The sequence below is a fragment of the Leclercia sp. J807 genome, from assembly GCF_009734465.1.
GTDB lineage: Bacteria > Pseudomonadota > Gammaproteobacteria > Enterobacterales > Enterobacteriaceae > Enterobacter.
Genome location: NZ_CP046446.1, coordinates 979,483 through 1,003,767 on the forward strand (window position 1 = coordinate 979,483; position 24,285 = coordinate 1,003,767).

The following is a 24,285-nucleotide window of genomic DNA, read 5'->3' on the forward strand; positions in this document are numbered from 1 at the left end:
ATCTGTCATAAATCTGACGCATAATGACGCCGTATTACAAACATGTAACCTTAATAAGACAGGGCTAAGTATGGCGAGACGTATTCTGGTCGTAGAAGATGAAGCACCCATTCGCGAAATGGTCTGTTTCGTGCTCGAACAAAATGGCTTTCAACCGATAGAGGCCGAAGATTACGACAGCGCGGTGAACCAGCTCAACGAACCCTGGCCCGATCTGATCCTGCTCGACTGGATGCTGCCTGGTGGCTCTGGTCTGCAATTCATCAAACATATTAAACGTGAAGCGTTAACCCGCGATATTCCGGTGATGATGTTAACGGCCCGCGGCGAAGAGGAAGATCGCGTTCGCGGTCTGGAGACCGGCGCGGATGACTACATTACCAAACCGTTTTCCCCGAAAGAGCTGGTGGCGCGCATTAAAGCCGTGATGCGCCGTATTTCACCGATGGCGGTGGAAGAGGTGATTGAGATGCAGGGGCTGAGTCTGGACCCTACCTCGCACCGCGTAATGACCGGTGAAAATCCCCTCGATATGGGACCAACGGAATTCAAACTGTTGCACTTTTTCATGACCCACCCGGAACGCGTCTATAGCCGCGAGCAGTTGCTCAACAATGTCTGGGGCACTAACGTCTATGTTGAAGATCGCACGGTTGATGTTCATATCCGCCGTTTGCGCAAGGCACTTGAAACCAGCGGTCACGATCGCATGGTGCAAACCGTCCGCGGCACGGGTTATCGTTTCTCAACCCGTTTCTGAACAATGACAGGAGTGTGACGCGTGCTGGAACGGCTGTCATGGAAAAGGCTCTGTTTTGAACTGATACTCTGCTGTATTCCGGCCCTGATCCTCGGGGCCGTAATCGGTTATTTACCCTGGTTTTTACTGGCGGCAGTCACCGGACTGCTCATCTGGCATTTCTGGAATTTGCTCCGCCTCTCATGGTGGCTATGGGTTGACAGAAGTATGACCCCGCCGCCAGGAAGCGGCAGCTGGGAACCCCTCCTGTATGGCCTGCACCAGATGCAGATGCGTAATAAAAAACGCCGACGCGAGCTGGGCAGCCTGATCAAACGCTTTCGCAGCGGCGCCGAATCGCTGCCGGATGCGGTGGTATTGACCACCGAAGAGGGGGCGATGTTCTGGTGTAACGGACTGGCGCAGCAGTTGCTGGGCCTGCGCTGGCCGGATGATAACGGGCAGAATATCCTCAACCTCCTGCGTTATCCGGAGTTCGCCCAGTATCTGAAAAAACGCGATTTTACCCGCCCGCACAATCTGGTCATGAACAACGGTCGCCATCTGGAGATCCGCGTGATGCCCTACAGCGACCAGCAGTGGCTGATGGTGGCGCGGGATGTGACGCAAATGCACCAGCTTGAAGGGGCGCGGCGCAATTTCTTCGCCAACGTCAGCCACGAGCTGCGCACCCCGCTGACGGTATTGCAGGGCTATCTGGAGATGATGCAGGAGCAGACGCTGGAAGGCGCGCCGCGGGAAAAAGCGCTGCACACCATGCGTGAGCAGACGCAGCGCATGGAAGGGCTGGTGAAGCAGCTGCTGACCCTCTCCCGCATTGAGGCGGCACCAACCCTGGCGCTGAATGAAACCATCGACGTGCCGATGATGCTGCGAATGCTGGAGCGCGAAGCGCAGACCTTAAGCCAGCAGCAGCATCAGCTCACCTTTGAGGTGGATAACAACCTGAAAGTACGCGGCAGTACCGACGAGCTGCGCAGCGCCATCTCTAATCTGGTCTATAACGCGGTGAATCATACCCCGCCAGGCACCCACATCACCGTGCGCTGGCAGCATGCGCCAACGGGAGCGGAGTTCAGCGTGGAAGACGATGGTCCCGGTATCGGCCCGGAGCATATTCCGCGTCTTACCGAGCGTTTTTATCGGGTGGATAAGGCGCGCTCCCGGCAGACGGGGGGCAGTGGCCTGGGGCTGGCGATCGTGAAACACGCCATTAATCACCACGACAGCCGCCTGGATATCGTCAGTACGCCGGGGAAAAGTACGCGTTTTAGCTTTGTGATCCCGGAACGTTTGATTGCCAGTAACAGCGCCTGACGGCGTCACTGTAATCAGAAATTGCCACAGGCCAGCCAATGCTGGCCTGTTTGCTTTGCAGTTCAGCGAAGCGCGAATAAATATTATACGCCTGTTGCTTTTTTGTTCGCATGATTAGCCATGAGTTTTTCTTATAAATGGTTTATTATCCCACTTCTAACTTTCGAGTTGGCATATTGTTCTGGTTTTGAGATCCCATATTGCCTTTAAACGTTATAAGCGTTTAAATTGCCACCCTGATATCGTCGGACAGACTGTATTTGCGTGGTAAATCGAAAAACTATTCTTCTCCACGCCGGTAGGGAAGCATTTCCCGCTGAGGTTGCACATTTTTTCCGCTGTTTTGTTCCGCAACGGATAGCGAAAAATTCAACGTTTTCAACACCACATCCACAGGCAGTAAGGTTTTATGACCCATCAATTGAAATCGCGCGACATCATCGCGCTGGGCTTTATGACATTTGCGCTGTTCGTTGGCGCTGGCAACATCATCTTTCCTCCAATGGTTGGCTTACAGGCGGGTGAACACGTCTGGACCGCTGCGATTGGCTTTTTAATTACCGCGGTTGGCCTGCCGGTGCTGACCGTCGTTGCGCTGGCGAAAGTTGGCGGCGGCGTGGATAGCCTGAGCACCCCTATCGGGAAAGTCGCAGGTATTCTGCTGGCAACCGTCTGCTATCTGGCCGTCGGCCCGCTGTTTGCCACCCCGCGCACCGCGACCGTCTCCTTTGAAGTGGGTATTGCTCCGCTGACCGGCGACGGCGCTATGCCGCTGTTGATCTACAGCCTGATCTACTTTGCTCTGGTGATTCTGGTCTCCCTCTATCCGGGCAAGCTGCTGGATACCGTGGGTAACTTCCTCGCGCCGCTGAAAATCGTGGCCCTGATTGTCCTGGCCGTGGCTGCCGTTATCTGGCCTGCTGGCCCGATCAGCGATGCAATGGACGCCTACAAAAATGCCGCGTTCTCTAACGGCTTTGTCAATGGCTACCTGACCATGGATACTTTGGGCGCGATGGTGTTTGGTATCGTCATTGTGAACGCCGCCCGTTCCCGCGGTGTGACCGAAGCGCGTCTGCTGACCCGCTACACCATCTGGGCGGGTCTGATTGCGGGCGTAGGCCTGACATTGCTCTATCTGGCGTTGTTCCGTCTGGGTTCTGACAGCGCGGCCCTGGTAGACCAGAGCGCAAACGGCGCGGCTATCCTGCATGCCTATGTTCAGAACACCTTCGGTGGTTCGGGGAGTTTCCTGCTGGCGATCCTGATCTTCCTGGCCTGTCTGGTGACGGCGGTGGGTCTGACCTGCGCCTGCGCCGAGTTCTTTGCCCAGTATCTGCCGCTCTCTTACCGTACGCTGGTGTTCATCCTCGGTATCTTCTCCATGGCGGTCTCTAACCTCGGTCTGAGCCACCTGATCCAGGTCTCCATTCCGGTGCTGACGGCCATCTACCCGCCGTGTATCGTGTTGGTGGTGCTGAGCTTCACCCGCGGTTGGTGGAATAATTCTTCCCGAATTATTGCCCCGGCCATGTTTATTAGCCTGCTTTTTGGTATCCTTGACGGCATCAAAGCATCGGCTATCGGCGATACGCTCCCTGCCTGGACACAGCGTCTGCCGCTGTCCGAACAGGGCCTGGCCTGGTTGATGCCTACCGTTGTTGCACTGGTTCTGGCCGTAATCTGGGATCGTGCTGCGGGGCGTCGGGTAACGTCGAACGCGCACTAATCAACGGATAAATGTTCAACCACGGGGCTTATGGCCCCGTGGTTTTTTGTTTTTTTTGTGTTGAATGGCAAGACGTAAATGGAAAGCTCTAACAAACTGAAGCGGGGCCTTACCGCCCGCCACATCCGCTTTATGGCGCTGGGTTCTGCGATAGGTACTGGTCTTTTTTATGGCTCGGCAGATGCCATCAAAATGGCCGGTCCCAGCGTTTTGCTGGCGTATCTTATCGGCGGTGTTGCCGCTTATATCATCATGCGCGCGCTGGGGGAGATGTCCGTTCATAACCCCTCAGCCAGCTCCTTCTCCCGCTATGCCCAGGAAAACTTAGGCCCACTGGCGGGCTATATCACCGGCTGGACCTACTGCTTCGAAATCCTGATTGTGGCCATTGCCGACGTAACGGCCTTCGGCATCTATATGGGGGTCTGGTTCCCGGCGGTGCCGCACTGGATCTGGGTGCTCAGCGTGGTGCTGATCATCTGCGCCATCAACCTGATGAGCGTGAAGGTGTTTGGCGAACTGGAGTTCTGGTTCTCCTTCTTTAAAGTGGCCACCATCATCATCATGATTGCCGCCGGTATTGGCATCATTATCTGGGGTATCGGCAATGGCGGCGAACCAACCGGCATCCATAACCTGTGGAGTAACGGCGGCTTCTTCAGTAACGGCTGGATAGGCATGGTGATGTCGCTGCAGATGGTGATGTTTGCCTACGGCGGGATCGAAATTATCGGTATCACCGCCGGGGAAGCGAAAGATCCGGAGAAGTCTATTCCGCGCGCCATTAACTCGGTGCCGATGCGTATCCTGGTCTTCTACGTGGGCACGCTGTTTGTGATCATGTCCATCTATCCGTGGAACCAGGTGGGCACGAACGGTAGCCCGTTTGTGCTGACGTTCCAGCATCTGGGGATCACCTTCGCCGCCAGTATTCTGAACTTCGTGGTGCTCACCGCGTCGCTCTCCGCCATCAATGCCGACGTATTCGGCGTGGGGCGTATGCTGCACGGCATGGCCGAGCAGGGCAGTGCGCCGAAGGCTTTCGCCAAAACCTCCAGCCGCGGCACGCCGTGGGTGACGGTGCTGGTGATGACCGTGGCGCTGCTGCTGTCGGTCTATCTCAACTACATCATGCCGGAGAATGTCTTCCTGGTGATCGCATCGCTGGCGACCTTTGCCACCGTCTGGGTCTGGATGATGATTCTGATGTCGCAGATTGGCTTCCGTCGCCGTCTGTCGCCTGAAGAGGTCAAAGCGCTGAAGTTTAAAGTGCCGGGCGGCGTGGCAACTACCGTTGCTGGCCTGATCTTCCTGGTCTTTATTATCGGCCTGATTGGTTACCACCCGGAAACCCGTATCTCGCTGTATGTCGGCTTTGCGTGGATTGCGCTGTTGCTGGTGGGATGGGTGTTCAAACGCCGTCGCGAACGCCAGTTAGCAGAAGCTCAGTAACCGAAATGCCCGGCAAACGCCGGGCATTTTTCTCCTCCCCCTTCCTCCTCCCCCAATAAATCTCTCCATGAGGAGGGAACATCAACTACCCTGTGGCAAGGTGGCCTCATTTCTGGGAAAGGGGATAAAAGATGTTGAATGCATGGCACCTGCCGGTTGCCCCATTTGTTAAACAAAACAACGACAAACTTGTCATCACCCTGTGGCTGACAGGGGAAAACCTGCCTGAGCGGGTGACGCTTCGCGCTGAATTCGATAATGAAGAGACCTCGCTGCCGATGCATAAGCAGCGCAGCCAGCCGCAGCCCGGCGTCACTGCCTGGCGGGCGACCATTGACACGACGAAAGGGCAGCCGCGGCACCGCTACAGCTTTAAAATGCTCTGGCATAACCGCCAGCTGTGGTTCACCCCGCAGGGCTTCAGCCGCTTTCCGCCAGCGCGGCTGGAGCAGTTCGCCATTGATTACCCGGATGCCGGGCCGCAGTGGGTGGTCGAGCAGGTTTTCTATCAGATCTTCCCGGACCGCTTTGCCCGCAGCCAGCGGCGCAACCCTGAGCTGGACAAAACGTATTATCACCATGCCGCAGGCCATGAGACGATTTTCCGCGCGTGGGACGAACCGGTCACCGCCCATGCGGGGGGCTCCACCTTTTACGGCGGGGATCTCGACGGCATCAGTGAAAAGCTGCCTTATCTGAAAAAACTCGGCGTCACGGCACTCTACCTCAATCCGGTGTTTGTCGCCCCCAGCGTGCATAAATACGACACCGAAGATTACCGCCACGTGGATGAGCGGTTTGGCGGCGATGAGGCCCTGTTACGCTTGCGGGAGAATACCCAACGGGAGGGAATGCGCCTGATCCTGGACGGGGTGTTTAACCACAGCGGGGACTCCCACGCCTGGTTTGATCGCCACAACCGCGGAACCGGCGGCGCCTGTCATAACCCGGACTCGCCCCAGCGCGACTGGTACAGCTTTGACGACGAGGGCCGCGCCCTCGACTGGCTGGGCTATGCCAGCCTGCCGAAGCTGGATTATCAGTCGTCAGGCGTGGTGAACGAGATCTACGGCGGCGAGGAGAGTATTGTTCGTCACTGGCTGAAAGCGCCGTGGAATATGGATGGCTGGCGGCTGGATGTGGTGCATATGCTCGGAGAAGAGGGTGGGGCGCGCCATAATCTACAGCATGTTACCGGGATCACCCGTTCGGCGAAGCAGGCCAATCCGGAGGCCTTCGTCTTTGGCGAGCACTTTGGCGACGCCCGCCAGTGGCTGCAGGCCGATGCAGAAGATTCGGCGATGAACTACCGCGGCTTCACCTTCCCACTGTGGGGTTTCCTTGCCAACACCGATATCTCCTACGATCCGCAGCACATCGACGCGGAAACCTGCGTGAAATGGATGGATAACTACCGCGCCAGCCTGTCGCATCAGCAGCAGCTACGCATGTTTAACCAGCTCGACAGCCATGACACCGCCCGCTTTAAGTCGCTGCTCGGTAAGGATGTCGCCCGCCTGCCGCTGGCGGTCACCTGGCTGTTTACCTGGCCTGGGGTGCCATGCATTTACTACGGGGACGAGGTAGGGCTGGACGGCAATAACGATCCGTTCTGTCGTAAGACTTTCCCGTGGGAGACTGATAGGCAGGATTCAGTGCTGTTCACGCTTTATCAGCGGCTGATTAAACTGCGCAAACAGAGTCAGGCGCTGCGCTACGGCGGCTGCCAGGTGGTCTACGCCCACGATAACGTGGTGGTGTTTGTTCGCGTCTATAATCAGCAGCGTGTGCTGGTGGCGATTAACCGGGGCGAGGCCTGCGAAGTGGTGCTGGAAGATTCACCCCTGCTGGCGGGGAAAACGTGGAAGAGCAAAGAGGGTAAAGCGACGTTCCAGGACGGCGTGCTCACGCTTCAGGCAATCTCCGCTGCGGTCTGGTTCGGTAGTTAATATCGGGCGGAACGGTTCCCACCTTTTAAGATGGCGTAAATGCAACGATTTGTGTCAATCTTAACGGATCGTTAACGGTGAAGGTGGAAACATGGACGAGCTTTACATCCTTGGCTGTCTGTTCCTGATTTTTGCGCTGGTGGTTGCGCCCGTGCTTGCGGTTATCGGATTTAATCGAAGCACGGCGGCGAAACAGGAGATCGCCCGGCTTCGCCAGCGCATTGAGGCTCTTGAGCAGCGCGGCGTGGCGGAGAAAGCGCCGGAGCTTGAACAGGTCGCTGTTCCGTTGGCCGTGGCTGAGCCGGTAGTTGACGACGCGCCCGCGCCTGTCGACCCCTGGCGCCCGGATATTCCCGCTGCCGCGGCAGAACCCGCAACCGCTCCGGCTCCCGCGCCCGCGGCAAAACAGCCTTCTGCTTTTGGCGGCATACTGACGTCGCTGGTGCGCTGGTTCATGCAGGGCAATCCGCTGGCGAAGCTTGGGATCCTGCTGCTTTTTCTCGGTCTTTCATTCCTCCTGCGCTATACCGTCGAGCACGCCCTTTTCCCGCTTGAGCTGCGCCTGGCCGCGACGGCGCTGCTTGCTATGGTTCTGCTGGCCCTCGGGTGGCGGCTGCGGCACAGACAGCGCGTCTATTCGCTGATCCTCCAGGGTGGAGCGGCAGGCATCCTCTATCTGACCGTCTTTGGTGCTTTCCGGCTCTGGCAGATGTTGCCGATGACGCTGGCCTTTGCGCTGCTGGTGGTCATTTGCGCGGCGAGCGTCGGGCTGGCGGTGCTGCAGAGGGCCCTGAGCCTCGCTATGCTTGCGAGTCTCGGTGGGTATCTTGCGCCGCTGCTGTTGTCTACCGGAGGCGGCAGCTTTGTGGCGCTGTTCTCTTTCTACCTCCTGCTTTCCATCGGCATTCTCGCTATCAGTATCTGGCAACACTGGCGCGAGCTGAATCTGCTCGGGCTGCTGTTTACATTCGGCGTGGGTGGCCTTTGGGGACTGAACGACTACCGACCTGAAGACTATGGGGTCTGCCAGCTGTTCCTGATTGCCAATACGCTGATATTCGGTGTGCTGAGCGTGGCGCTGTCGCTGCGGGCGCAGGAGAAAGGGAAGCAGATTATCGACGGCGTGCTGCTGTTTTCCCCGCCGCTGGTTGGTTTTGGAATGCAGTACGGCATGACTCAGCACTGGACCTACGGCCCGGCGCTCAGCGCGCTGGGGTACGGTGCGTTTTACCTCTCGCTGGCGTTCCTCGCGCTGCGGCGCTATCCCTCCCTCGGACGGCCGCTGGTCATGGCGGCGCTGGCGATCGGCGGCGGATTTGCCACGCTCGCCATTCCGCTGGCGCTGTCGGCGCGCTGGACGGCAATGGCCTGGGCGCTGGAGGGGCTGGGTATCCTCTGGCTGGGCTTGCAACAGCAGCAGCGGCGCATGAGCTATAGCGGGACGGCGCTGCTGGTGCTAGCGCTGGGTAGCGCGCTGTGGGCGCAAACGAACGGTGTTACGTCGCTGAGCCTGCTGCTTATCTTCGCCGTCCTCAGCCTTTGCTGGCTGGCTGCGGCCTGGCTGTGGCGGGAAATTGTTCTGCCCGTCAGCTGGGTACTGCTGGCCGGCGGGCTACTGTTCTGGATAGTGGCGCTGCTGGGGGCGTCACAGCTGATGCTGAAGCAGGAATTATCCGTTCTGGCAGGCGTGCTGGCGCTCTCGGCCGCGTCGGTCTGGGGCTGGCGGCAGGCTGCCGCTCGTCTGGCGTGGCGGGAGCTGGATGCCAGCAAATGGCTGCTCTGGCCGCTGATGCTGCTGATGGTGGCTTATCAGCTCTGGCATCAGCTGGTCTTTGCTGCTGGCTGGTCAAATCTGGCCTGGTGCGTTGCGCTTCCTGCCGCACTGATGCTGCTGCGGCGCGACGGTGAAAGGCTCCAGCCGCGCATCGCGATGGGGCTGCATCTGTCCCTGTTCTGGATGATTTTACTGGCGCTGGCCGCCGAGCTTTACTGGTTTGCCCGTTCGCTACCGTGGGGAATGGCGGCCTGGGGGAGTGGACTGGCGATGGCCGCGGGTGGCGGTTTGATTATGGCGCTCTCTGCGGCGGTACGGCGTCGCGGGTGGCCGTTCCGGGAATGGCCTGCGCTTTACGCCTGCCAGGCACCGATCCCTGTTGTCGTGGCGTTGCTGGTGTTGTTGGTCGTGACCAATTTCCAGGACGGCGTGGTCTATCGCCAGACCTGGCTGCCGCTGGTGAACCCGCTTGAGGAAGGTGCCGCGTTCGCGTTGCTGGGGCTGGTGGTCTTTTATCGGGCGGTGGATCGTTACTACCCCGCGTTGCTTTCGCAAGCCCGCCCGTGGCCTGCCGTCGCGCTTATGGCGTTTGGCTTCTGGTGGCTTAACGGGGCGCTAATGCGCGCGCTGGCCTGGTATGGCGACGTGGCCTGGAATATGGCCTCGCTGTGGGATTCCCGGCTTGTCCAGACCTGTTTTGCCCTGTTCTGGATGCTGAGCGCGCTGGTGGTCATGATCCATGCCACCCGTCGGGCTTCCCGGCAGGAGTGGCTCTGCGGCGCTGCGCTGCTGGGTGTCGTGATGGTTAAATTGATGCTGGTAGACAGCGCGGGCGGAGGCGGTCTGTCGCGTGCGGTGGCGTTTATCGGCGTGGCGATCCTGGTACTGATCGTAGGTTACTTCTCACCGCTGCCGCCCAAAACAGGAGATGAAAAATGAAATGGATGAAAGCGGTAGCGTGTAGCGCGCTGCTGGCGCTTTCCGGCCCGGCGTTTTGCGACGAGGGACAAACGGAATCGCCCCGGGACTATGCCTTTGGACGTTCACTGGATACGTCCGTCCCTTCCCAGTGGTATCGGGTGATGCTGCCGCTTGCCGTCTATGAGCAGAGCACGTCACCCGATCTGCATGATGTCCGTGTCTTTAATCAATCGGGCGAGCCGGTTCCCTTCAGCCTGGTCACCGCGACGCGTCCGCAGGCGTCAGTGCAATCCACACCACTTCGCCTCTTTCCTCTGAACGCCTCGCCGCTTGCACCTGCGCGCGGGGATGCGGATAGCGATAAAATCCTGCTCCGCTCCCGAAACGGCGTAGAGATTGTGCTCGAGGGGCAAAAAGCCGCCGCAGCCGGGCAACATTATCTGCTGACCTTGCCGGAGCAGACGACGGGCGAGATGGCCCTGTCCCAGTTGCAGCTGCTCTGGAATAGTCCTCAGACGCCGTGGCAGGGAACGGCGTCGGTCTATTACAGCGAGGATCTTAAGCAGTGGTATACCCTGCGCGAGGGTATGCCCCTGCTGGACGTCGTCAGCGGCCAGGATCGCCTTAAGCTCGATCGGATCGATACCGATATGGTTTTATCTCCCGATGCGAATCGCTATCTTATGGTGGTGCTGAATACGCAGAGCCAGGAGATAACCCTGACCGGCGTAAACGCAATTAGCGCACCTGCGCAGGCGGCCCCGGAAGAGATCAGCCTGGAGGGGGAAGGAGAACAGTTATCAACAAGTGAAGTTCAGTGGCACTGGACGCGGCCGCAGCCGCTAAGTGCTGTCAGCATCTCACTGAATGGCGATGGCGTGCTTCCCGTGGAGATAGCGTGGCGGAGTAGCGAAAAAGAGGCATGGCACCCGCTGAAAAAAGAGGTCCTTTACCGTCTGGAAGGGAAAATGTCTGCACCGGTTTCGCTTAACGGGGGCCTGGTGCAGGCGGTGAAAATCACGACGCTGAATGCGCGTTTGCCAGAATACCTGCCGAGCGTCACGGGGCATCGCGACCGTTATGACCTGGTGTTCAACGCGCAGGGGAAAGCGCCGTACGTGCTTGCCTGGGGCAACGGAGCGGCAAAGCCTGCCAGCGTGCAGCCCGACATGCTGATCCCTGCCGATCTGCGCAAAACCTATGATATGGCAAACCTGCCGCAGGCTGACATTCAGGATAATGTCGCCTTAGGCGGCGAGGGGCGTCTGACCGCCACCTCCGCGGCCGAGCGGGAGAGCAGGATGACCACGCTGCTGGTGTGGGGCGTGCTGATTGCGGGCGTGATTTTGCTGGCCGGTATGGCCTGGCGTATCTGGCGGGAGACGCAGCGTAAGGCATAAAAAAAGGCCCGCATAAGCGGGCCTTTTTCGTAAACCGTGCCAATTACAGGCTGGATACGTTCTCAGACAGGTATTTAGCAACGCCGTCTGGAGACGCGTTCATACCTTCTTTCCCTTTTTCCCACTGAGCCGGGCACACTTCACCGTGCTCTTCGTGGAACTGGAGTGCGTCAACCATACGCAGCATTTCGTCGATGTTACGACCCAGCGGCAGATCGTTCACTACCTGGTGACGCACGATGCCGTTCGCGTCGATCAGGAAGGAGCCACGCAGGGCAACGCCCGCGTCCGGATGCTCGATACCGTAAGCCTGCTGGATTTCGCGTTTGATGTCCGCAACCATCGCGTATTTCACTGGACCGATGCCGCCATTGTCGACAGGGGTGTTACGCCATGCGTTGTGTACAAACTCAGAGTCGAAGGAGACGCCAACCACTTCCACGCCACGCTTCTGGAACTCTTCGTAACGCTTGTCGAACGCGATCAGCTCAGACGGGCAAACGAAGGTGAAGTCCATCGGCCAGAAGAACAGAACGGTGGCTTTACCGTTGGTGTGCTGTTTGAAGTTGAAGTTTTCAACGATTTCACCATTGCCCAGAACAGCGGCAGCTGTAAAATCCGGAGCCGGACGAGTTACCAGAACCATATGATTCTCCTGTAATTACTAAGGTTATTTAGAACGCAACGCGGGCCAGTATAGAGAGTGTTCACCTGAAAGACAAAGAGGCGTTGACAATCGTTAACCCAGCTTTTACCTATCAATCACATTTATATTAAAGCTGCTTATGTTTCGCCTGTTCCATCATCCGCGGATAAAACTGCCAGAAACGGGTCTCCAGGGCGTCGTAATGGGCATCCAGATCCTGCCAGGAGTCGCGCAGGGCATCGAGACGCGGACGGCGGCTGGCCATGCCGTTAAGCACCCGCTGTATAAAATCCATCTCGCTATAGCGCTCCAGCCAGCGCTCCGACCACAGATAGCTATTCAGATTCACAAAGCGCGGCGGTGAATCGGGCAAAATGATCGCCACCTGCGCATGGGCGTAGCGGACAAACTCCGGCAGCGGCATCTCCGGGGAGAGCTGAGCCCAGTGGCGGGAGACAAAGTGATCCCACATCACATCCAGCGTAATGGGCGCTACGCGCCGGGTCTCCGGGCGGAACCACTCCTTTGCCTCTTTGACCTCGGGCAGGTTGTCGGTGAGGACATCAATCCGGCGGTGCATGAAGATGCCTTCCACCACGTCGGCGGGATACGCCTCAGCGGGGTTGCCGCGCACGAAGTCGGCCAGCAAGTTGCCGGAAAGGGAGCTGTCAGCGAGATGAGCGAGGTGCAGGTGAGCGAGAAAATTCATGCGATTCGTTATCCGAAGCGAGGCTAGTTGTTGCAGCAAAGAGGTGTGAGCACTAGACTAAGCCGCCTGTTTTTAAGTCACGAGTATATGCCATGCGCGTCGCCGATTTCTCTTTTGATTTACCCGAGTCCCTGATTGCCCACTATCCTATGCCGGAGCGCAGTAGCTGTCGCTTATTGTCGCTGGATGGGCCGACGGGTGCGCTGACGCACGGTACCTTCACCGATCTGCTCGACAAGCTCAACCCGGGCGACCTGCTGGTGTTCAATAACACCCGTGTGATCCCGGCCCGTCTGTTTGGCCGTAAAGCCAGCGGCGGCAAAATTGAAGTGCTGGTCGAAAGAATGCTCGATGATAAACGTATTCTGGCACATATTCGCGCTTCCAAAGCACCGAAGCCGGGCGCGGAGCTGCTACTGGGGGATGACGAGAGCATCAATGCCACCATGGTGGCGCGCCACGATGCGCTCTTTGAAGTGCAGTTCAACGATGAGCGTCCGGTACTGGATATCCTCAACAGCATCGGCCACATGCCGCTGCCGCCGTACATTGAGCGTCCGGATGAAGAGGCCGACCGCGAGCTGTATCAGACCGTCTATAGCCAGAAGCCTGGCGCGGTAGCAGCGCCGACCGCAGGCCTGCACTTTGATGAACCGCTGCTGGAAAAACTGCGCGCAAAAGGCATTGAGATGGCATTCGTCACGCTGCACGTCGGCGCGGGGACCTTCCAGCCGGTGCGCGTGGACAGCATCGAAGATCACATCATGCACTCCGAATATGCCGAAGTGCCGCAGGAGGTTGTGGATGCGGTACTGGCAGCGAAAGCGCGCGGTAATCGCGTGATTGCCGTCGGCACCACCTCGGTTCGCTCACTGGAAAGCGCAGCCCAGGCCGCCAAAAACGATCTGATCGAACCCTTCTTTGGCGACACACAAATCTTCATCTATCCAGGTTATCAATATCAGGTGATCGACGCGCTGGTAACGAATTTCCATTTGCCGGAATCGACCCTGATCATGCTGGTATCGGCATTTGCGGGTTATCAAAACACCATGAATGCTTACAAGGCTGCGGTAGAACAAAAATATCGGTTTTTTAGCTACGGTGACGCGATGTTTATCACGTACAATCCGCAGGCTTTGAATGAACGTGTCGGGGAATAAGTCCGCGGCACTGGTTTAACGCGCCGGACTGTTTTTCTGGTGCAGGAGAAAAAATGAAATTTGAACTCGATACCACCGATGGTCGCGCTCGCCGTGGCCGCCTGGTGTTTGATCGTGGCGTAGTAGAAACGCCCGCTTTTATGCCTGTGGGTACTTACGGCACCGTAAAAGGGATGACGCCGGAAGAAGTTGAAGCCACTGGCGCGCAAATTATCCTCGGTAACACCTTCCACCTGTGGCTGCGTCCTGGTCAGGAGATCATGAAGCTGCACGGGGATCTGCATGACTTTATGCAGTGGAAAGGACCGATTCTGACCGACTCCGGCGGCTTCCAGGTCTTCAGCCTGGGTGATATCCGCAAGATCACCGAAAAGGGTGTACATTTCCGCAACCCGATTAACGGCGACCCGATTTTCCTCGATCCTGAAAAATCAATGGAGATTCAGTACGATCTCGGCTCCGATATCGTGATGATCTTCGACGAATGTACGCCATACCCGGCGGACTGGGACTATGCCAAGCGCTCGATGGAGATGTCGCTGCGTTGGGCGAAGCGCAGCCGCGACCGTTTTGATAGCCTCGGCAATAAAAATGCGCTGTTTGGCATTATTCAGGGCAGCGTTTACGAAGATTTACGCGATATCTCTGTTAAAGGTCTGGTAGAGATAGGTTTTGATGGCTACGCTGTCGGCGGTCTGGCTGTAGGGGAGCCGAAGGAAGATATGCACCGTATTCTGGAGCATGTTTGCCCGCAAATTCCAACAGATAAACCTCGATACCTGATGGGCGTCGGTAAACCAGAAGATCTGGTTGAAGGCGTACGTCGCGGCATTGATATGTTCGACTGCGTTATGCCGACCCGCAACGCCCGTAATGGTCACCTTTTCGTGACCGATGGCGTGGTAAAAATCCGTAATGCGAAGCATAAAAGCGACACCAGCCCACTCGATGCCGAGTGCGATTGCTATACCTGTCGCAATTATTCTCGTGCCTATTTGCATCATCTTGATCGTTGTAATGAAATACTGGGCGCGCGTCTCAACACGATTCATAACCTTCGCTATTACCAGCGCTTAATGGCTGGTTTACGCAAGGCTATTGAAGAGGGTAAATTAGAGAGCTTCGTGACCGATTTTTACCAACGACAGGGTCGGGATGTTCCACCTTTGAACGTTGATTAATTTATTTAATGAGGGAAATTTAATGAGCTTTTTTATTTCTGATGCGGTAGCGGCAACAGGTGCACCGGCGCAGGGCAGCCCGATGTCTCTGATTCTGATGCTGGTGGTGTTCGGTCTGATCTTCTATTTCATGATCCTGCGTCCACAGCAGAAGCGCACCAAAGAGCACAAAAAGCTGATGGACTCCATCGCGAAAGGCGATGAAGTGCTGACTAACGGTGGTCTGGTAGGTCGTGTAAGCAAAGTCGCTGATAACGGCTATATCGTTATCGCACTGAACGATACCACTGAAGTGGTTATCAAACGTGACTTCGTTGCTGCCGTTCTGCCGAAAGGCACCATGAAAGCGCTGTAATTAACTTTTCCCAAAGGGAACTGCCGTGTTAAACCGTTATCCTTTGTGGAAGTACGTCATGCTGGTCGTCGTCATTGTCGTCGGCCTGCTGTATGCGCTTCCCAACCTGTATGGTGAGGATCCGGCTGTTCAAATCACTGGCGCGCGCGGCGTCGCCGCCAGTGAGCAAACGCTGATCCAGGTCCAGAAAACTTTACAAGAAGAAAAAATTACCGCTAAGTCTGTGGCACTGGAAGAGGGCGCAATTCTTGCTCGCTTCGACTCCACCGACACGCAGCTCCGCGCTCGTGAAGCGCTGATGGGCGTGATGGGTGATAAATATGTCGTGGCGTTGAACCTTGCTCCTGCAACGCCGCGTTGGTTAGCTGCTATCAACGCTGAGCCGATGAAACTCGGTCTCGACCTGCGTGGCGGCGTTCACTTCCTGATGGAAGTGGATATGGAAACCGCACTGGGCAAACTCCAGGAACAAAATATCGACAGCCTGCGTAGCGATCTGCGCGAAAAAGGCATCCCTTACACCACCGTGCGTAAGGAAGATAATTACGGGATGAGCATCGCGTTTCGCGACAGCAATGCCCGCGACCAGGCGATGGATTATCTGACCCAGCGTCATCGTGACCTGGTGCTCTCTTCTCAGGGCAGCAACCAGTTGCGTGCGGTAATGACCGATGAGCGTCTGAAAGAAGCGCGTGAATACGCGGTTCAGCAGAACATCAACATCCTGCGTAACCGTGTAAACCAGCTCGGCGTTGCTGAACCGCTGGTACAGCGTCAGGGTGCTGACCGTATCGTGGTTGAACTGCCAGGTATCCAGGATACCGCGCGTGCCAAAGAGATTCTCGGCGCAACCGCGACCCTGGAATTCCGTCTGGTTAACACCAACGTCGATCAGTCTGCTGTCGCATCTGGCCGCGTTCCGGGCGACTCTGAAGTGAAACAGACCCGTGAAGGCCAGCCGGTTGTGATGTACAAGCGTGTGATCCTGACCGGTGACCACATCACTGACTCCACCTCCAGCCAGGATGAGTACAACCAGCCGCAGGTTAACATCTCGCTTGATAGCGCGGGTGGTAACATCATGTCTAACTTCACCAAGGACAATATCGGTAAGCCGATGGCGACCCTGTTCGTGGAGTACAAAGACAGCGGTAAAAAAGATGCCAACGGTCGTGCGGTTCTGGTGAAAGAGGAAGAGGTGATTAACATCGCCAATATCCAGTCTCGCCTGGGTAACAGCTTCCGTATCACCGGTATCAACAACCCGAACGAAGCCCGTCAGCTGTCGCTGCTGCTGCGTGCCGGTGCGCTGATTGCGCCAATTCAGATTGTTGAAGAGCGTACCATCGGTCCAACCCTTGGGATGCAGAACATCACTCAGGGTCTGGAAGCGTGTCTGGCGGGTCTGGCAATCTCCATCATCTTCATGGTCTTCTTCTACAAGAAGTTTGGTCTGATTGCGACCTCTGCGCTGATTGCAAACCTGGTGCTGATTGTCGGCATTATGTCCCTGCTGCCGGGGGCAACGCTGACCATGCCAGGCATTGCGGGTATCGTTCTGACCCTTGCGGTGGCGGTCGACGCCAACGTACTGATAAACGAACGTATTAAAGAGGAACTGAGCAACGGTCGCTCAGTCCAACAGGCGATTGACGAAGGTTACCGTGGCGCTTTCAGCTCCATCTTTGATGCGAACGTAACCACACTGATTAAGGTTATTATCCTGTATGCAGTGGGTACCGGCGCGATCAAGGGCTTTGCTATCACCACCGGTATTGGTGTGGCAACGTCAATGTTTACCGCTATCGTCGGCACCCGTGCCATCGTGAACCTGCTGTACGGCGGCAAGCGCGTTAAAAAGCTGTCTATCTGAGGAGTGCGTTGTGGCACAGGAATATACTGTTGAACAATTGAACTACGGCCGTAAAGTCTGGGACTTTATGCGCTGGGACTACTGGGCCTTTGGCATATCAGGTTTTCTGCTGATTCTGTCCATCGCCATCATCGGCGTGAAGGGCTTTAACTGGGGTCTCGATTTTACCGGTGGTACGGTAATTGAGATCACCCTGGAAAAACCGGTCGATATGGACCAGATGCGCGAGTCGCTGCAAAAAGCGGGCTTTGAAGAGCCGCTGCTGCAGAACTTCGGCAGCAGCCGTGACATCATGGTGCGTATGCCGCCGGTGAAGGATGCCAACGGCAGCCAGGAGCTGGGCAGCAAGGTCGTGACCGTGATTAACGAAACGACCAGCCAGAATGCGACGGTAAAACGTATCGAATTCGTTGGCCCGAGCGTGGGTGCTGATCTGGCCCAGACCGGTGCGATGGCGCTGCTGGTGGCGCTGCTCTGTATCCTGGCGTATGTCGGCTTCCGCTTCGAATGGCGTCTGGCTGCCGGGGTGGTTATCGCTCTGGCGCACGACGTGGTGATCACCATGGGCGTTCTGTCGCTGTTCCATATCGAGATCGACCTGACCATTGTGGCCTCGTTGATGTCGGTTATCGGGTACTCGCTGAACGACAGTATCGTGGTATCGGACCGTATCCGTGAAAACTTCCGTAAGATCCGTCGCGGTACGCCGTACGAAATCTTTAACGTGTCGTTGACCCAGACGCTGCACCGTACCTTGATCACCTCCGGGACTACGTTGATGGTGATCCTGATGCTGTATCTCTTCGGCGGTCCGATTCTGGAAGGCTTCTCGCTGACCATGCTGATCGGTGTCTCCATTGGTACGGCCTCATCCATCTACGTGGCGTCCGCACTGGCACTGAAACTCGGCATGAAGCGCGAGCACCTGCTCCAGCAGAAAGTCGAAAAAGAAGGGGCGGATCAGCCGTCTATTCTGCCGTAACCCGGCCTCTGCTTAAAAAAACCGTAGCCTCAGTGCTGCGGTTTTTTTTATCATTAATAAAACAGGGCAACGTACAACGGGGTTTGCTCCAGCGTTTGATACACCTCTGGCTATTACTCCCCAAAATTCTACGCGGCTGGAAAGCGGCTATCGCGACAAAGCGTTAAAACAATTTTCTGTGGGTGATGCTGCGTCGGAACCTGTTAGTGATGCGATAGCTTCGCCATACGACTTAAAATCATGGATGCTTTTTGCACGTTTAACACGGATGTTAGTTAATGAAAAATACGCACTATTTCACTTTGCAGTTTCACGGTTTTACTGCGGTCAACCATCCCAAAAGCAGCTATCTGCGCCTGATAACACCTCAGCATACTTTTTATACTGATAAGTCTTTTTTTGATGAAAATGTCAACTTTGACCTGTTAAAGCCGGGCAGCCAGATCTTTATGGGTACCCATCGTTTAAACGATGGAAGTTACTGGATTGACTGGATTACAGACGGCGCTGTAACGTTAAATACGGCGGGTGCACGCCCAGCCTTACCTCTTCCTCTTATCCGTCTATTTACCAGCGTCACAGTATTTTTTGTTTCCGCCTCGATGATGTTTACATCAGGTTATTTGATGATGCTGCTGTTTTTCGTTGTCACGATGATCTTGCTCACCTATGGTCTGGAGGATCTCCATGCCGTGTGTTTGAGAACTTCACCGCGCGTTAGAGAACTACTGAAAAGGCTGGAACAGGCAAAACGCGGTGATACGGCATTTTGCAAAGATATTGGCTGTTCGTTGTTAACGCTGCCGTTTCCTGATGCGATGCCAAAAGGTTTCTCTGATTTTGGCCCGCAGTTGAGTGAGATAAAACATCAGGTCACTGCGGTCAGAGGGGGGGAGTGGACATCATACATTTCTGATAACTCCGGCATAGCGCTCGTGTATGTTTGTCAGGGAAGGCCGTTATCACTGAACTGGCGAATGGGCGATCCGACATGGCGTAGCCAGATGAATAAAATTTTGCCCTTTTTCTATAAAGTGCATGCGCCTTTTATCGGCGTTGGCGACCACCTGTTAACTATTTTTAACCACCACAGTAATCAAGCAGTCGGTATCTATAACTATACTGACGGCAGCTGTTATATCACTAACGGAAACTGGTATCGCAGCGATCAAAGCGTCGCGGCATTTTATCATTCTGTTCTGTTCATTTTCGCCCCTTGCATGCTGGTGATTGCATTGCTGTTTGGGGCTGGCTTTGCCTTGAGCGCGGGTGAATTCCACTGGAACTGGCATGCTATCGGCAGGGCGATTGAGACGCTGATTTCAGTCATCTTCATGTGCTGTGGCGCACTTCTCGGGGCAAGTGACCTGGCGATTCAACTTACCCGCTTGTGCTCAAAACGCGTGTCTTACTGGCTACGTCTGCGTAAGCAGCTTGAAAAATTACGCAAAGAACGACAGCGTTCCGGTTACGTGCAGGAGATCTGGTAATGTTCTCAACCTTCCCCCGACGCTGTCTGTGTGTGGCGATTTTACTGGCGATTAGCTATTGGCTCAGTCCATTTACTTTTTAGCAGACCGGTATTGTCATAAAAAAGCACCGAACGAGCATTTCGTCCGGTGCTTTGTTTTCAAGCTAGTCTTCTGGAACAGATCAGAAGTTGTAACCCACAACCAGGTAACCACCCCAGCCGGTAGAACGAACACTGAAGTCACCGTCGCCGAAGTTCAGGCTTGCGTCGTCGTTCCACTGACCACCGTTGTGCCAGTAACGGGCAACAACAGAGTAGTGCCAGTGATCGTAGTTCAGCGCCAGAATGTGGCTGGAGGCGATAGAGTCTTTGGTGCGCGCTTTCTTACCGTTCAGGTCACGGAAATCGTTGTCGCCCAGATCTGAACCCCAGTCAAAGTTGGTGAAGCCGATATAGCTCAGGTTACCGCCCCACAACTGGGTGATTGGCACGAAGTATTTCACTTTGAAACGGTAGCCATCCCACTCGTTTTCGTTCGCCGCGCCATAGTTCTGCCACTGGTACTTCGCATAGACGTTCATGGACAGGCTCATCGGCAGACCGGTGTCAATGTCAGTACCCAGACCCATGTACCAGGTGCTCTGGCGACCGGACTTGTTACGACCCATGTCATAGATGTAGTTGTTCGCGAAGTACCACTCTTTGAACGGACCAAACGCCAGGCTGGTGCCGGTCAGCTTGTCGATAGAGAAGCGTGGTTCGATCTCCATGAACAGTGGGGAACCGTGGTTCCAGATACCTTTGGCGTCAGTGTTACCGCCGAAGAAGACCGGCGCATCCATGTAACCATAGAAATCAAACCAGTCTTTCTTGGCAAACGCTTCGTATTCCAGGTAGGTATCGTTGCGGATCTGCGGTCCAAAACGGGTGTGATAGCTGCCGACGACGTTAACGCTCTGGTGCCACCAGTCGGAGAGGTATTCTGGTTTATCGTTTTCCGCTGCCTGCACAGAGAACGTAGAAGAGAGCGCCAGGACTGCACCGGCTGCGAGTAATGTTTTTTTCATAATAATGCCACTGATTTGAAATCCCTGACGGGAGTGAAAAAGGCGCGAATTGCGTTTCTAAATATTTCGTGTTTCTGGGAGCCTATTATAGGAATCCTTGCTCACAAAAATATGTGTTGTTTCACAGTTCTCTCACATACGTAATCGATTGCGTTCACGTTTGCGTATTTTTGACGGAGCGGATTGTAATAGCAAACATTTCTGTTGCCAATGTTTGTAACCAAAGAAGGGAGCGGAACGCGAACACGTTCCGCAGGGGGATTATCGCGCGACGGGCTGAATATCGTGGATGCGGATAAAGCCGAGCTGATCGGGCGTCATGCCGTTAAGCTGCAGTGGAATATCAACATCGCTGGGTGCCAGCACACTGGCCGGAGCATTAATGAGCTGGGTCTGAACGTTCAGCTCCTGGAAGCTGTCGGTCGTGCCCTGGATCTGGCCCCACTCTACGGTGGCGCTAAATGCTGGCAGCGGATCGTTGGATTCGCCCTGGATGCGCAGCGTGGCCCGGGTGCCATCGGCATTAGGCGCAACATTCATCAGCGACATACGCAGCGTGCCTATCTGGCTGTTCAGTCGGGCAGGGGTGTTTGACCCTGGCAGCAGATAGACGCCGCTGGTCGATTTAGCGTTCAGCGCATTCTGCTGGGTGATTTTGACGGTTTCCTGGTTGAGCTTGTTCATGGTCGTATTCAGCGAACTGATGCTCTGGTTCATCTGACGAACTTCGCTTTGCTGCGCGCAGGCGCTGAGGCTAAAGAGGCTTCCCACCAGCAGGATCCTCAGGTAACGTCTTGTCATGGCAATTATTTCCCTGAAATATCGGATTCTGCTAAGGGTAGTCAACGACGCAGACGTTCGTATAGATCCTTTATCTCAAAAACGCTCCTTCTTTGTTGTGAGGCCAGTTCGGGGTAAAATAGAGTTCAGTCAACCCGATAGTCAGGACACCGTATGCATTGCCCATTCTGTCTCGCCGTGGATACCAAAGTAATCGACTCCCGACTCGTGGGAGAGGGCTCGTCCGTGCGCCGCCGTCGGCAGTGCCTGGTGTGTAACGAACGTTTCACCACCTTTGAGGTGGCAGAGCTGGTGATGCCGCGTGTGGTGAAAAGTAACGACATCCGCGAACCGTTCAACGAAGAAAAACTGCGCAGCGGGATGCTTAAGGCACTGGAAAAACGGCCAGTGAGCGCAGATGACGTTGAAATGGCGCTTAATCACATCAAAACCCAGCTGCGCGCCACCGGCGAACGCGAAGTGCCGAGTAAAATGATCGGCAACCTGGTGATGGAGCAGCTCAAAAAGCTCGATAAAGTTGCCTATATCCGCTTTGCTTCCGTGTATCGCAGTTTCGAAGATATCAAAGAGTTCGGCGAAGAGATCGCCCGCCTACAGGATTAAGCCCATGCTGGATGAGATTTACATGGCGCGAGCGCTCAAGCTGGCGCAACGCGGGCGTTTTACCACCCATCCCAATCCAAATGTCGGCTGCGTCATTGTGAAGGATGGCGAGATCGTCGGGGAAGGTTTTCACTACCGTGCCGGTGAGCCGCATGCCGAAGTCCATGCCCTGCGCATGGCCGGCGAGAAGGCGCGGGGCGCAACCGCCTACGTCACGCTGGAGCCTTGTAGCCATCATGGCCGAACCCCGCCTTGCTGCGATGCCCTGATTGCCGCTGGCGTTTCACGGGTTGTGGCGGCGATGCAGGATCCTAATCCGCAGGTAGCCGGGCGCGGTCTGTACCGCCTTCAGGAGGCTGGGATCGAGGTCAGCCACGGCCTGATGATGAGTGAAGCCGAACGCCTGAATAAAGGTTTTCTCAAGCGGATGCGGACCGGTTTCCCTTACGTGCAGTTAAAACTTGGCGCGTCGCTGGATGGCCGCACGGCAATGGCCAGCGGTGAAAGCCAGTGGATCACCTCCCCACAGGCAAGGCGCGATGTGCAACGTCTGCGCGCGCAAAGCCATGCTATCCTCACCACGCATGCCACCGTGCTGGCCGACGATCCTGCGCTGACCGTGCGCTGGGATGAGCTAAACGCGGATACTCAGGCACTCTATCCGCAAGAGAATTTACGCCAGCCGCTGCGGATTGTGGTCGACCGACAGAATCTTGTTACCCCTGAGCACCGCATTGCGCAGCAGCCAGGCGAGACCTGGTTTGCCCGCACTCAGGAAGATGCGCGCAGCTGGCCGGAAGGCGTGCGCAGCATTCTGGTGCCGGAGCATAAAGGACATCTCGATTTAGTGGTGCTGATGATGCTGCTGGGCAAACAGCAGATCAACAGTATCTGGGTCGAAGCTGGCCCGACGCTCGCCGGGGCGCTGTTGCAGGCGGGGCTGGTGGATGAGCTGATCGTCTATCTTGCGCCTAAACTGTTAGGCAGCGACGCGCGCGGCCTGTGCGCCTTGCCAGGGCTGGAAAAACTGGCGGATGCACCGGCATTTAGCTTCAGCGAAATACGTCCGGTTGGGCCGGATGTCTGTCTTCACCTGACCACCGCGTAAGGCTTGCCTAAATAGGGAAGCAGTGCGCAAAATATTATGATAAAATCCGCCCCCCTGCGGGGCCACCAAATGAACCCGTTAAGGAAGAGTATGAACATTATTGAAGCAGCCGTTGCTACCCCGGACGCTCGCGTCGCCATCACCATTGCGCGTTTCAACAACTTCATCAACGACAGCCTGCTGGATGGCGCGATTGACGCCCTGAAACGTATCGGCCAGGTGAAAGACGAAAACATTACCGTTGTCTGGGTTCCGGGTGCTTACGAACTGCCACTGGCAGCGGGCGCACTGGCGAAAACCGGCAAATACGATGCGGTAATCGCACTGGGTACGGTGATTCGTGGCGGTACCGCGCACTTTGAATATGTTGCGGGTGGCGCAAGCAACGGTCTGGCGCACGTGGCGCAGGATGCAGAAATTCCTGTCGCGTTCGGCGTACTCACCACTGAAAGTATTGAACAAGCCATCGAACGTGCTGGCACCAAAGCCGGTAACAAAGGTGCAGAAGCTGCACTGACCGCGCTTGAAATGATCAATGTATTGAAAGCCATCAAGGCCTGATTTTTTTGTAAGGGGAATTCCGTGAAACCTGCTGCTCGTCGCCGCGCCCGTGAATGTGCCGTTCAGGCACTTTACTCCTGGCAGTTGTCCCAGAACGACATCGCTGATGTTGAATACCAGTTCCTGGCGGAACAAGACGTCAAAGACGTTGACGTCGTGTACTTCCGTGAACTGCTGTCGGGAGTGGCGACTAATAGCGCGTATCTCGACGGTCTGATGAAGCCGTACCTGTCCCGTCTGCTCGAAGAGCTGGGCCAGGTTGAAAAAGCGGTGCTGCGTATCGCACTGTTTGAGTTGTCTAAACGTGACGATGTGCCTTACAAAGTGGCCATCAACGAAGCGATCGAACTGGCGAAAACCTTCGGTGCTGAAGACAGCCACAAATTTGTGAATGGCGTGCTGGATAAAGCTGCACCTGCGATCCGTCCCCGTAAAAAGTGATCCGCAAGCCGGAGTGTCGTAC

At 56.0% G+C, this 24,285-nt stretch carries 21 protein-coding genes; 17 read left to right on the top strand and 4 right to left on the bottom strand.

The window, feature by feature from the left end; translation table 11 throughout:
- Positions 1-70: 70 nt before the first annotated feature.
- From phoB to GNG26_RS04575, 7 genes are all read left to right on the top strand, one after another.
- A complete protein-coding gene (gene phoB / locus GNG26_RS04545) occupies positions 71-760 on the top strand; it encodes a phosphate response regulator transcription factor PhoB (protein WP_039031479.1) in 690 nt (229 codons plus the stop codon).
- 21 nt (positions 761-781) lie between these two features.
- Complete coding sequence (gene phoR, locus GNG26_RS04550) at positions 782-2,077, top strand: phosphate regulon sensor histidine kinase PhoR (protein ID WP_156237914.1); 1,296 nt, start codon at positions 782-784, stop codon at positions 2,075-2,077.
- A gap of 409 nt (positions 2,078-2,486) precedes the next feature.
- Positions 2,487-3,806 (top strand): branched-chain amino acid transporter carrier protein BrnQ, encoded by a 1,320-nt coding sequence (gene brnQ, locus GNG26_RS04555; protein WP_103178447.1) that lies wholly within the window; start codon positions 2,487-2,489, stop codon positions 3,804-3,806.
- Between the two features lie 78 nt (positions 3,807-3,884).
- On the top strand, positions 3,885-5,258 hold the full coding sequence (gene proY / locus GNG26_RS04560; protein WP_114387800.1) for a proline-specific permease ProY: 1,374 nt from the start codon (positions 3,885-3,887) through the stop codon (positions 5,256-5,258).
- Between the two features lie 131 nt (positions 5,259-5,389).
- Positions 5,390-7,207 (top strand): maltodextrin glucosidase, encoded by a 1,818-nt coding sequence (gene malZ, locus GNG26_RS04565; RefSeq protein WP_156237915.1) that lies wholly within the window; start codon positions 5,390-5,392, stop codon positions 7,205-7,207.
- A gap of 91 nt (positions 7,208-7,298) precedes the next feature.
- Complete coding sequence (locus GNG26_RS04570; RefSeq protein WP_156237916.1) at positions 7,299-9,920, top strand: DUF2339 domain-containing protein; 2,622 nt, start codon at positions 7,299-7,301, stop codon at positions 9,918-9,920.
- The gene (locus GNG26_RS04575) at positions 9,917-11,302 is read left to right on the top strand and encodes a DUF3999 domain-containing protein (protein WP_156237917.1); all 1,386 of its coding nucleotides are present in this window, start codon (positions 9,917-9,919) and stop codon (positions 11,300-11,302) included. The genes GNG26_RS04570 and GNG26_RS04575 overlap by 4 nt, the downstream gene beginning before the upstream one ends.
- 43 nt (positions 11,303-11,345) lie before the next feature.
- Here GNG26_RS04575 and GNG26_RS04580 read toward each other — a convergent pair whose 3' ends face one another.
- Positions 11,346-11,948 carry a peroxiredoxin gene (locus GNG26_RS04580; RefSeq protein WP_040076949.1) on the bottom strand — a complete coding sequence of 201 codons (603 nt, stop codon included), beginning with the start codon at positions 11,946-11,948 and terminating at the stop codon, positions 11,346-11,348.
- 127 nt (positions 11,949-12,075) lie between these two features.
- Complete coding sequence (gene acpH / locus GNG26_RS04585) at positions 12,076-12,657, bottom strand: ACP phosphodiesterase (RefSeq protein WP_103824018.1); 582 nt, start codon at positions 12,655-12,657, stop codon at positions 12,076-12,078.
- A 92-nt stretch (positions 12,658-12,749) separates the two neighbouring features.
- On the opposite strand from acpH, the gene queA reads away from it, so the two are divergent.
- The 6 genes from queA to GNG26_RS04615 all read left to right on the top strand — a co-directional run bounded on the left by queA (position 12,750) and on the right by GNG26_RS04615 (position 19,701).
- Positions 12,750-13,820, top strand: coding sequence for a tRNA preQ1(34) S-adenosylmethionine ribosyltransferase-isomerase QueA (gene queA, locus GNG26_RS04590; protein WP_103824019.1), 1,071 nt, complete (start codon positions 12,750-12,752; stop codon positions 13,818-13,820).
- Between the two features lie 53 nt (positions 13,821-13,873).
- On the top strand, positions 13,874-15,001 hold the full coding sequence (gene tgt, locus GNG26_RS04595) for a tRNA guanosine(34) transglycosylase Tgt (protein ID WP_114315774.1): 1,128 nt from the start codon (positions 13,874-13,876) through the stop codon (positions 14,999-15,001).
- Positions 15,002-15,023: 22 nt separating this feature from the next.
- Entirely contained in the window at positions 15,024-15,356 is a 333-nt protein-coding gene (gene yajC / locus GNG26_RS04600; protein ID WP_032616800.1) for a preprotein translocase subunit YajC, read from the top strand.
- A gap of 25 nt (positions 15,357-15,381) precedes the next feature.
- Positions 15,382-17,229 carry a protein translocase subunit SecD gene (gene secD, locus GNG26_RS04605; protein WP_103824021.1) on the top strand — a complete coding sequence of 616 codons (1,848 nt, stop codon included), beginning with the start codon at positions 15,382-15,384 and terminating at the stop codon, positions 17,227-17,229.
- Between the two features lie 10 nt (positions 17,230-17,239).
- Positions 17,240-18,211: a protein translocase subunit SecF gene (gene secF, locus GNG26_RS04610; protein WP_114387795.1), complete on the top strand. Its 972-nt coding sequence runs from the start codon at positions 17,240-17,242 to the stop codon at positions 18,209-18,211.
- A gap of 278 nt (positions 18,212-18,489) precedes the next feature.
- Entirely contained in the window at positions 18,490-19,701 is a 1,212-nt protein-coding gene (locus GNG26_RS04615; RefSeq protein WP_156237918.1) for a hypothetical protein, read from the top strand.
- Between the two features lie 163 nt (positions 19,702-19,864).
- On the opposite strand, the gene GNG26_RS04620 is transcribed toward GNG26_RS04615, so the two are convergent.
- Both GNG26_RS04620 and GNG26_RS04625 read right to left on the bottom strand, forming a co-directional pair.
- A complete protein-coding gene (locus GNG26_RS04620) occupies positions 19,865-20,749 on the bottom strand; it encodes a nucleoside-specific channel-forming protein Tsx (RefSeq protein ID WP_156237919.1) in 885 nt (294 codons plus the stop codon).
- Between the two features lie 261 nt (positions 20,750-21,010).
- Positions 21,011-21,550 carry a DUF3251 domain-containing protein gene (locus tag GNG26_RS04625; protein ID WP_156237920.1) on the bottom strand — a complete coding sequence of 180 codons (540 nt, stop codon included), beginning with the start codon at positions 21,548-21,550 and terminating at the stop codon, positions 21,011-21,013.
- Positions 21,551-21,703: 153 nt separating this feature from the next.
- On the opposite strand from GNG26_RS04625, the gene nrdR reads away from it, so the two are divergent.
- From nrdR to nusB, 4 genes are all read left to right on the top strand, one after another.
- Positions 21,704-22,153 carry a transcriptional regulator NrdR gene (gene nrdR / locus GNG26_RS04630; protein WP_103178462.1) on the top strand — a complete coding sequence of 150 codons (450 nt, stop codon included), beginning with the start codon at positions 21,704-21,706 and terminating at the stop codon, positions 22,151-22,153.
- 4 nt (positions 22,154-22,157) lie between these two features.
- Entirely contained in the window at positions 22,158-23,261 is a 1,104-nt protein-coding gene (gene ribD, locus GNG26_RS04635; protein ID WP_156237921.1) for a bifunctional diaminohydroxyphosphoribosylaminopyrimidine deaminase/5-amino-6-(5-phosphoribosylamino)uracil reductase RibD, read from the top strand.
- Positions 23,262-23,351: 90 nt separating this feature from the next.
- Entirely contained in the window at positions 23,352-23,822 is a 471-nt protein-coding gene (gene ribE / locus GNG26_RS04640) for a 6,7-dimethyl-8-ribityllumazine synthase (protein WP_039032362.1), read from the top strand.
- A 21-nt stretch (positions 23,823-23,843) separates the two neighbouring features.
- Positions 23,844-24,263 (top strand): transcription antitermination factor NusB, encoded by a 420-nt coding sequence (gene nusB / locus GNG26_RS04645; protein ID WP_032616814.1) that lies wholly within the window; start codon positions 23,844-23,846, stop codon positions 24,261-24,263.
- Positions 24,264-24,285 lie beyond the last annotated feature (22 nt).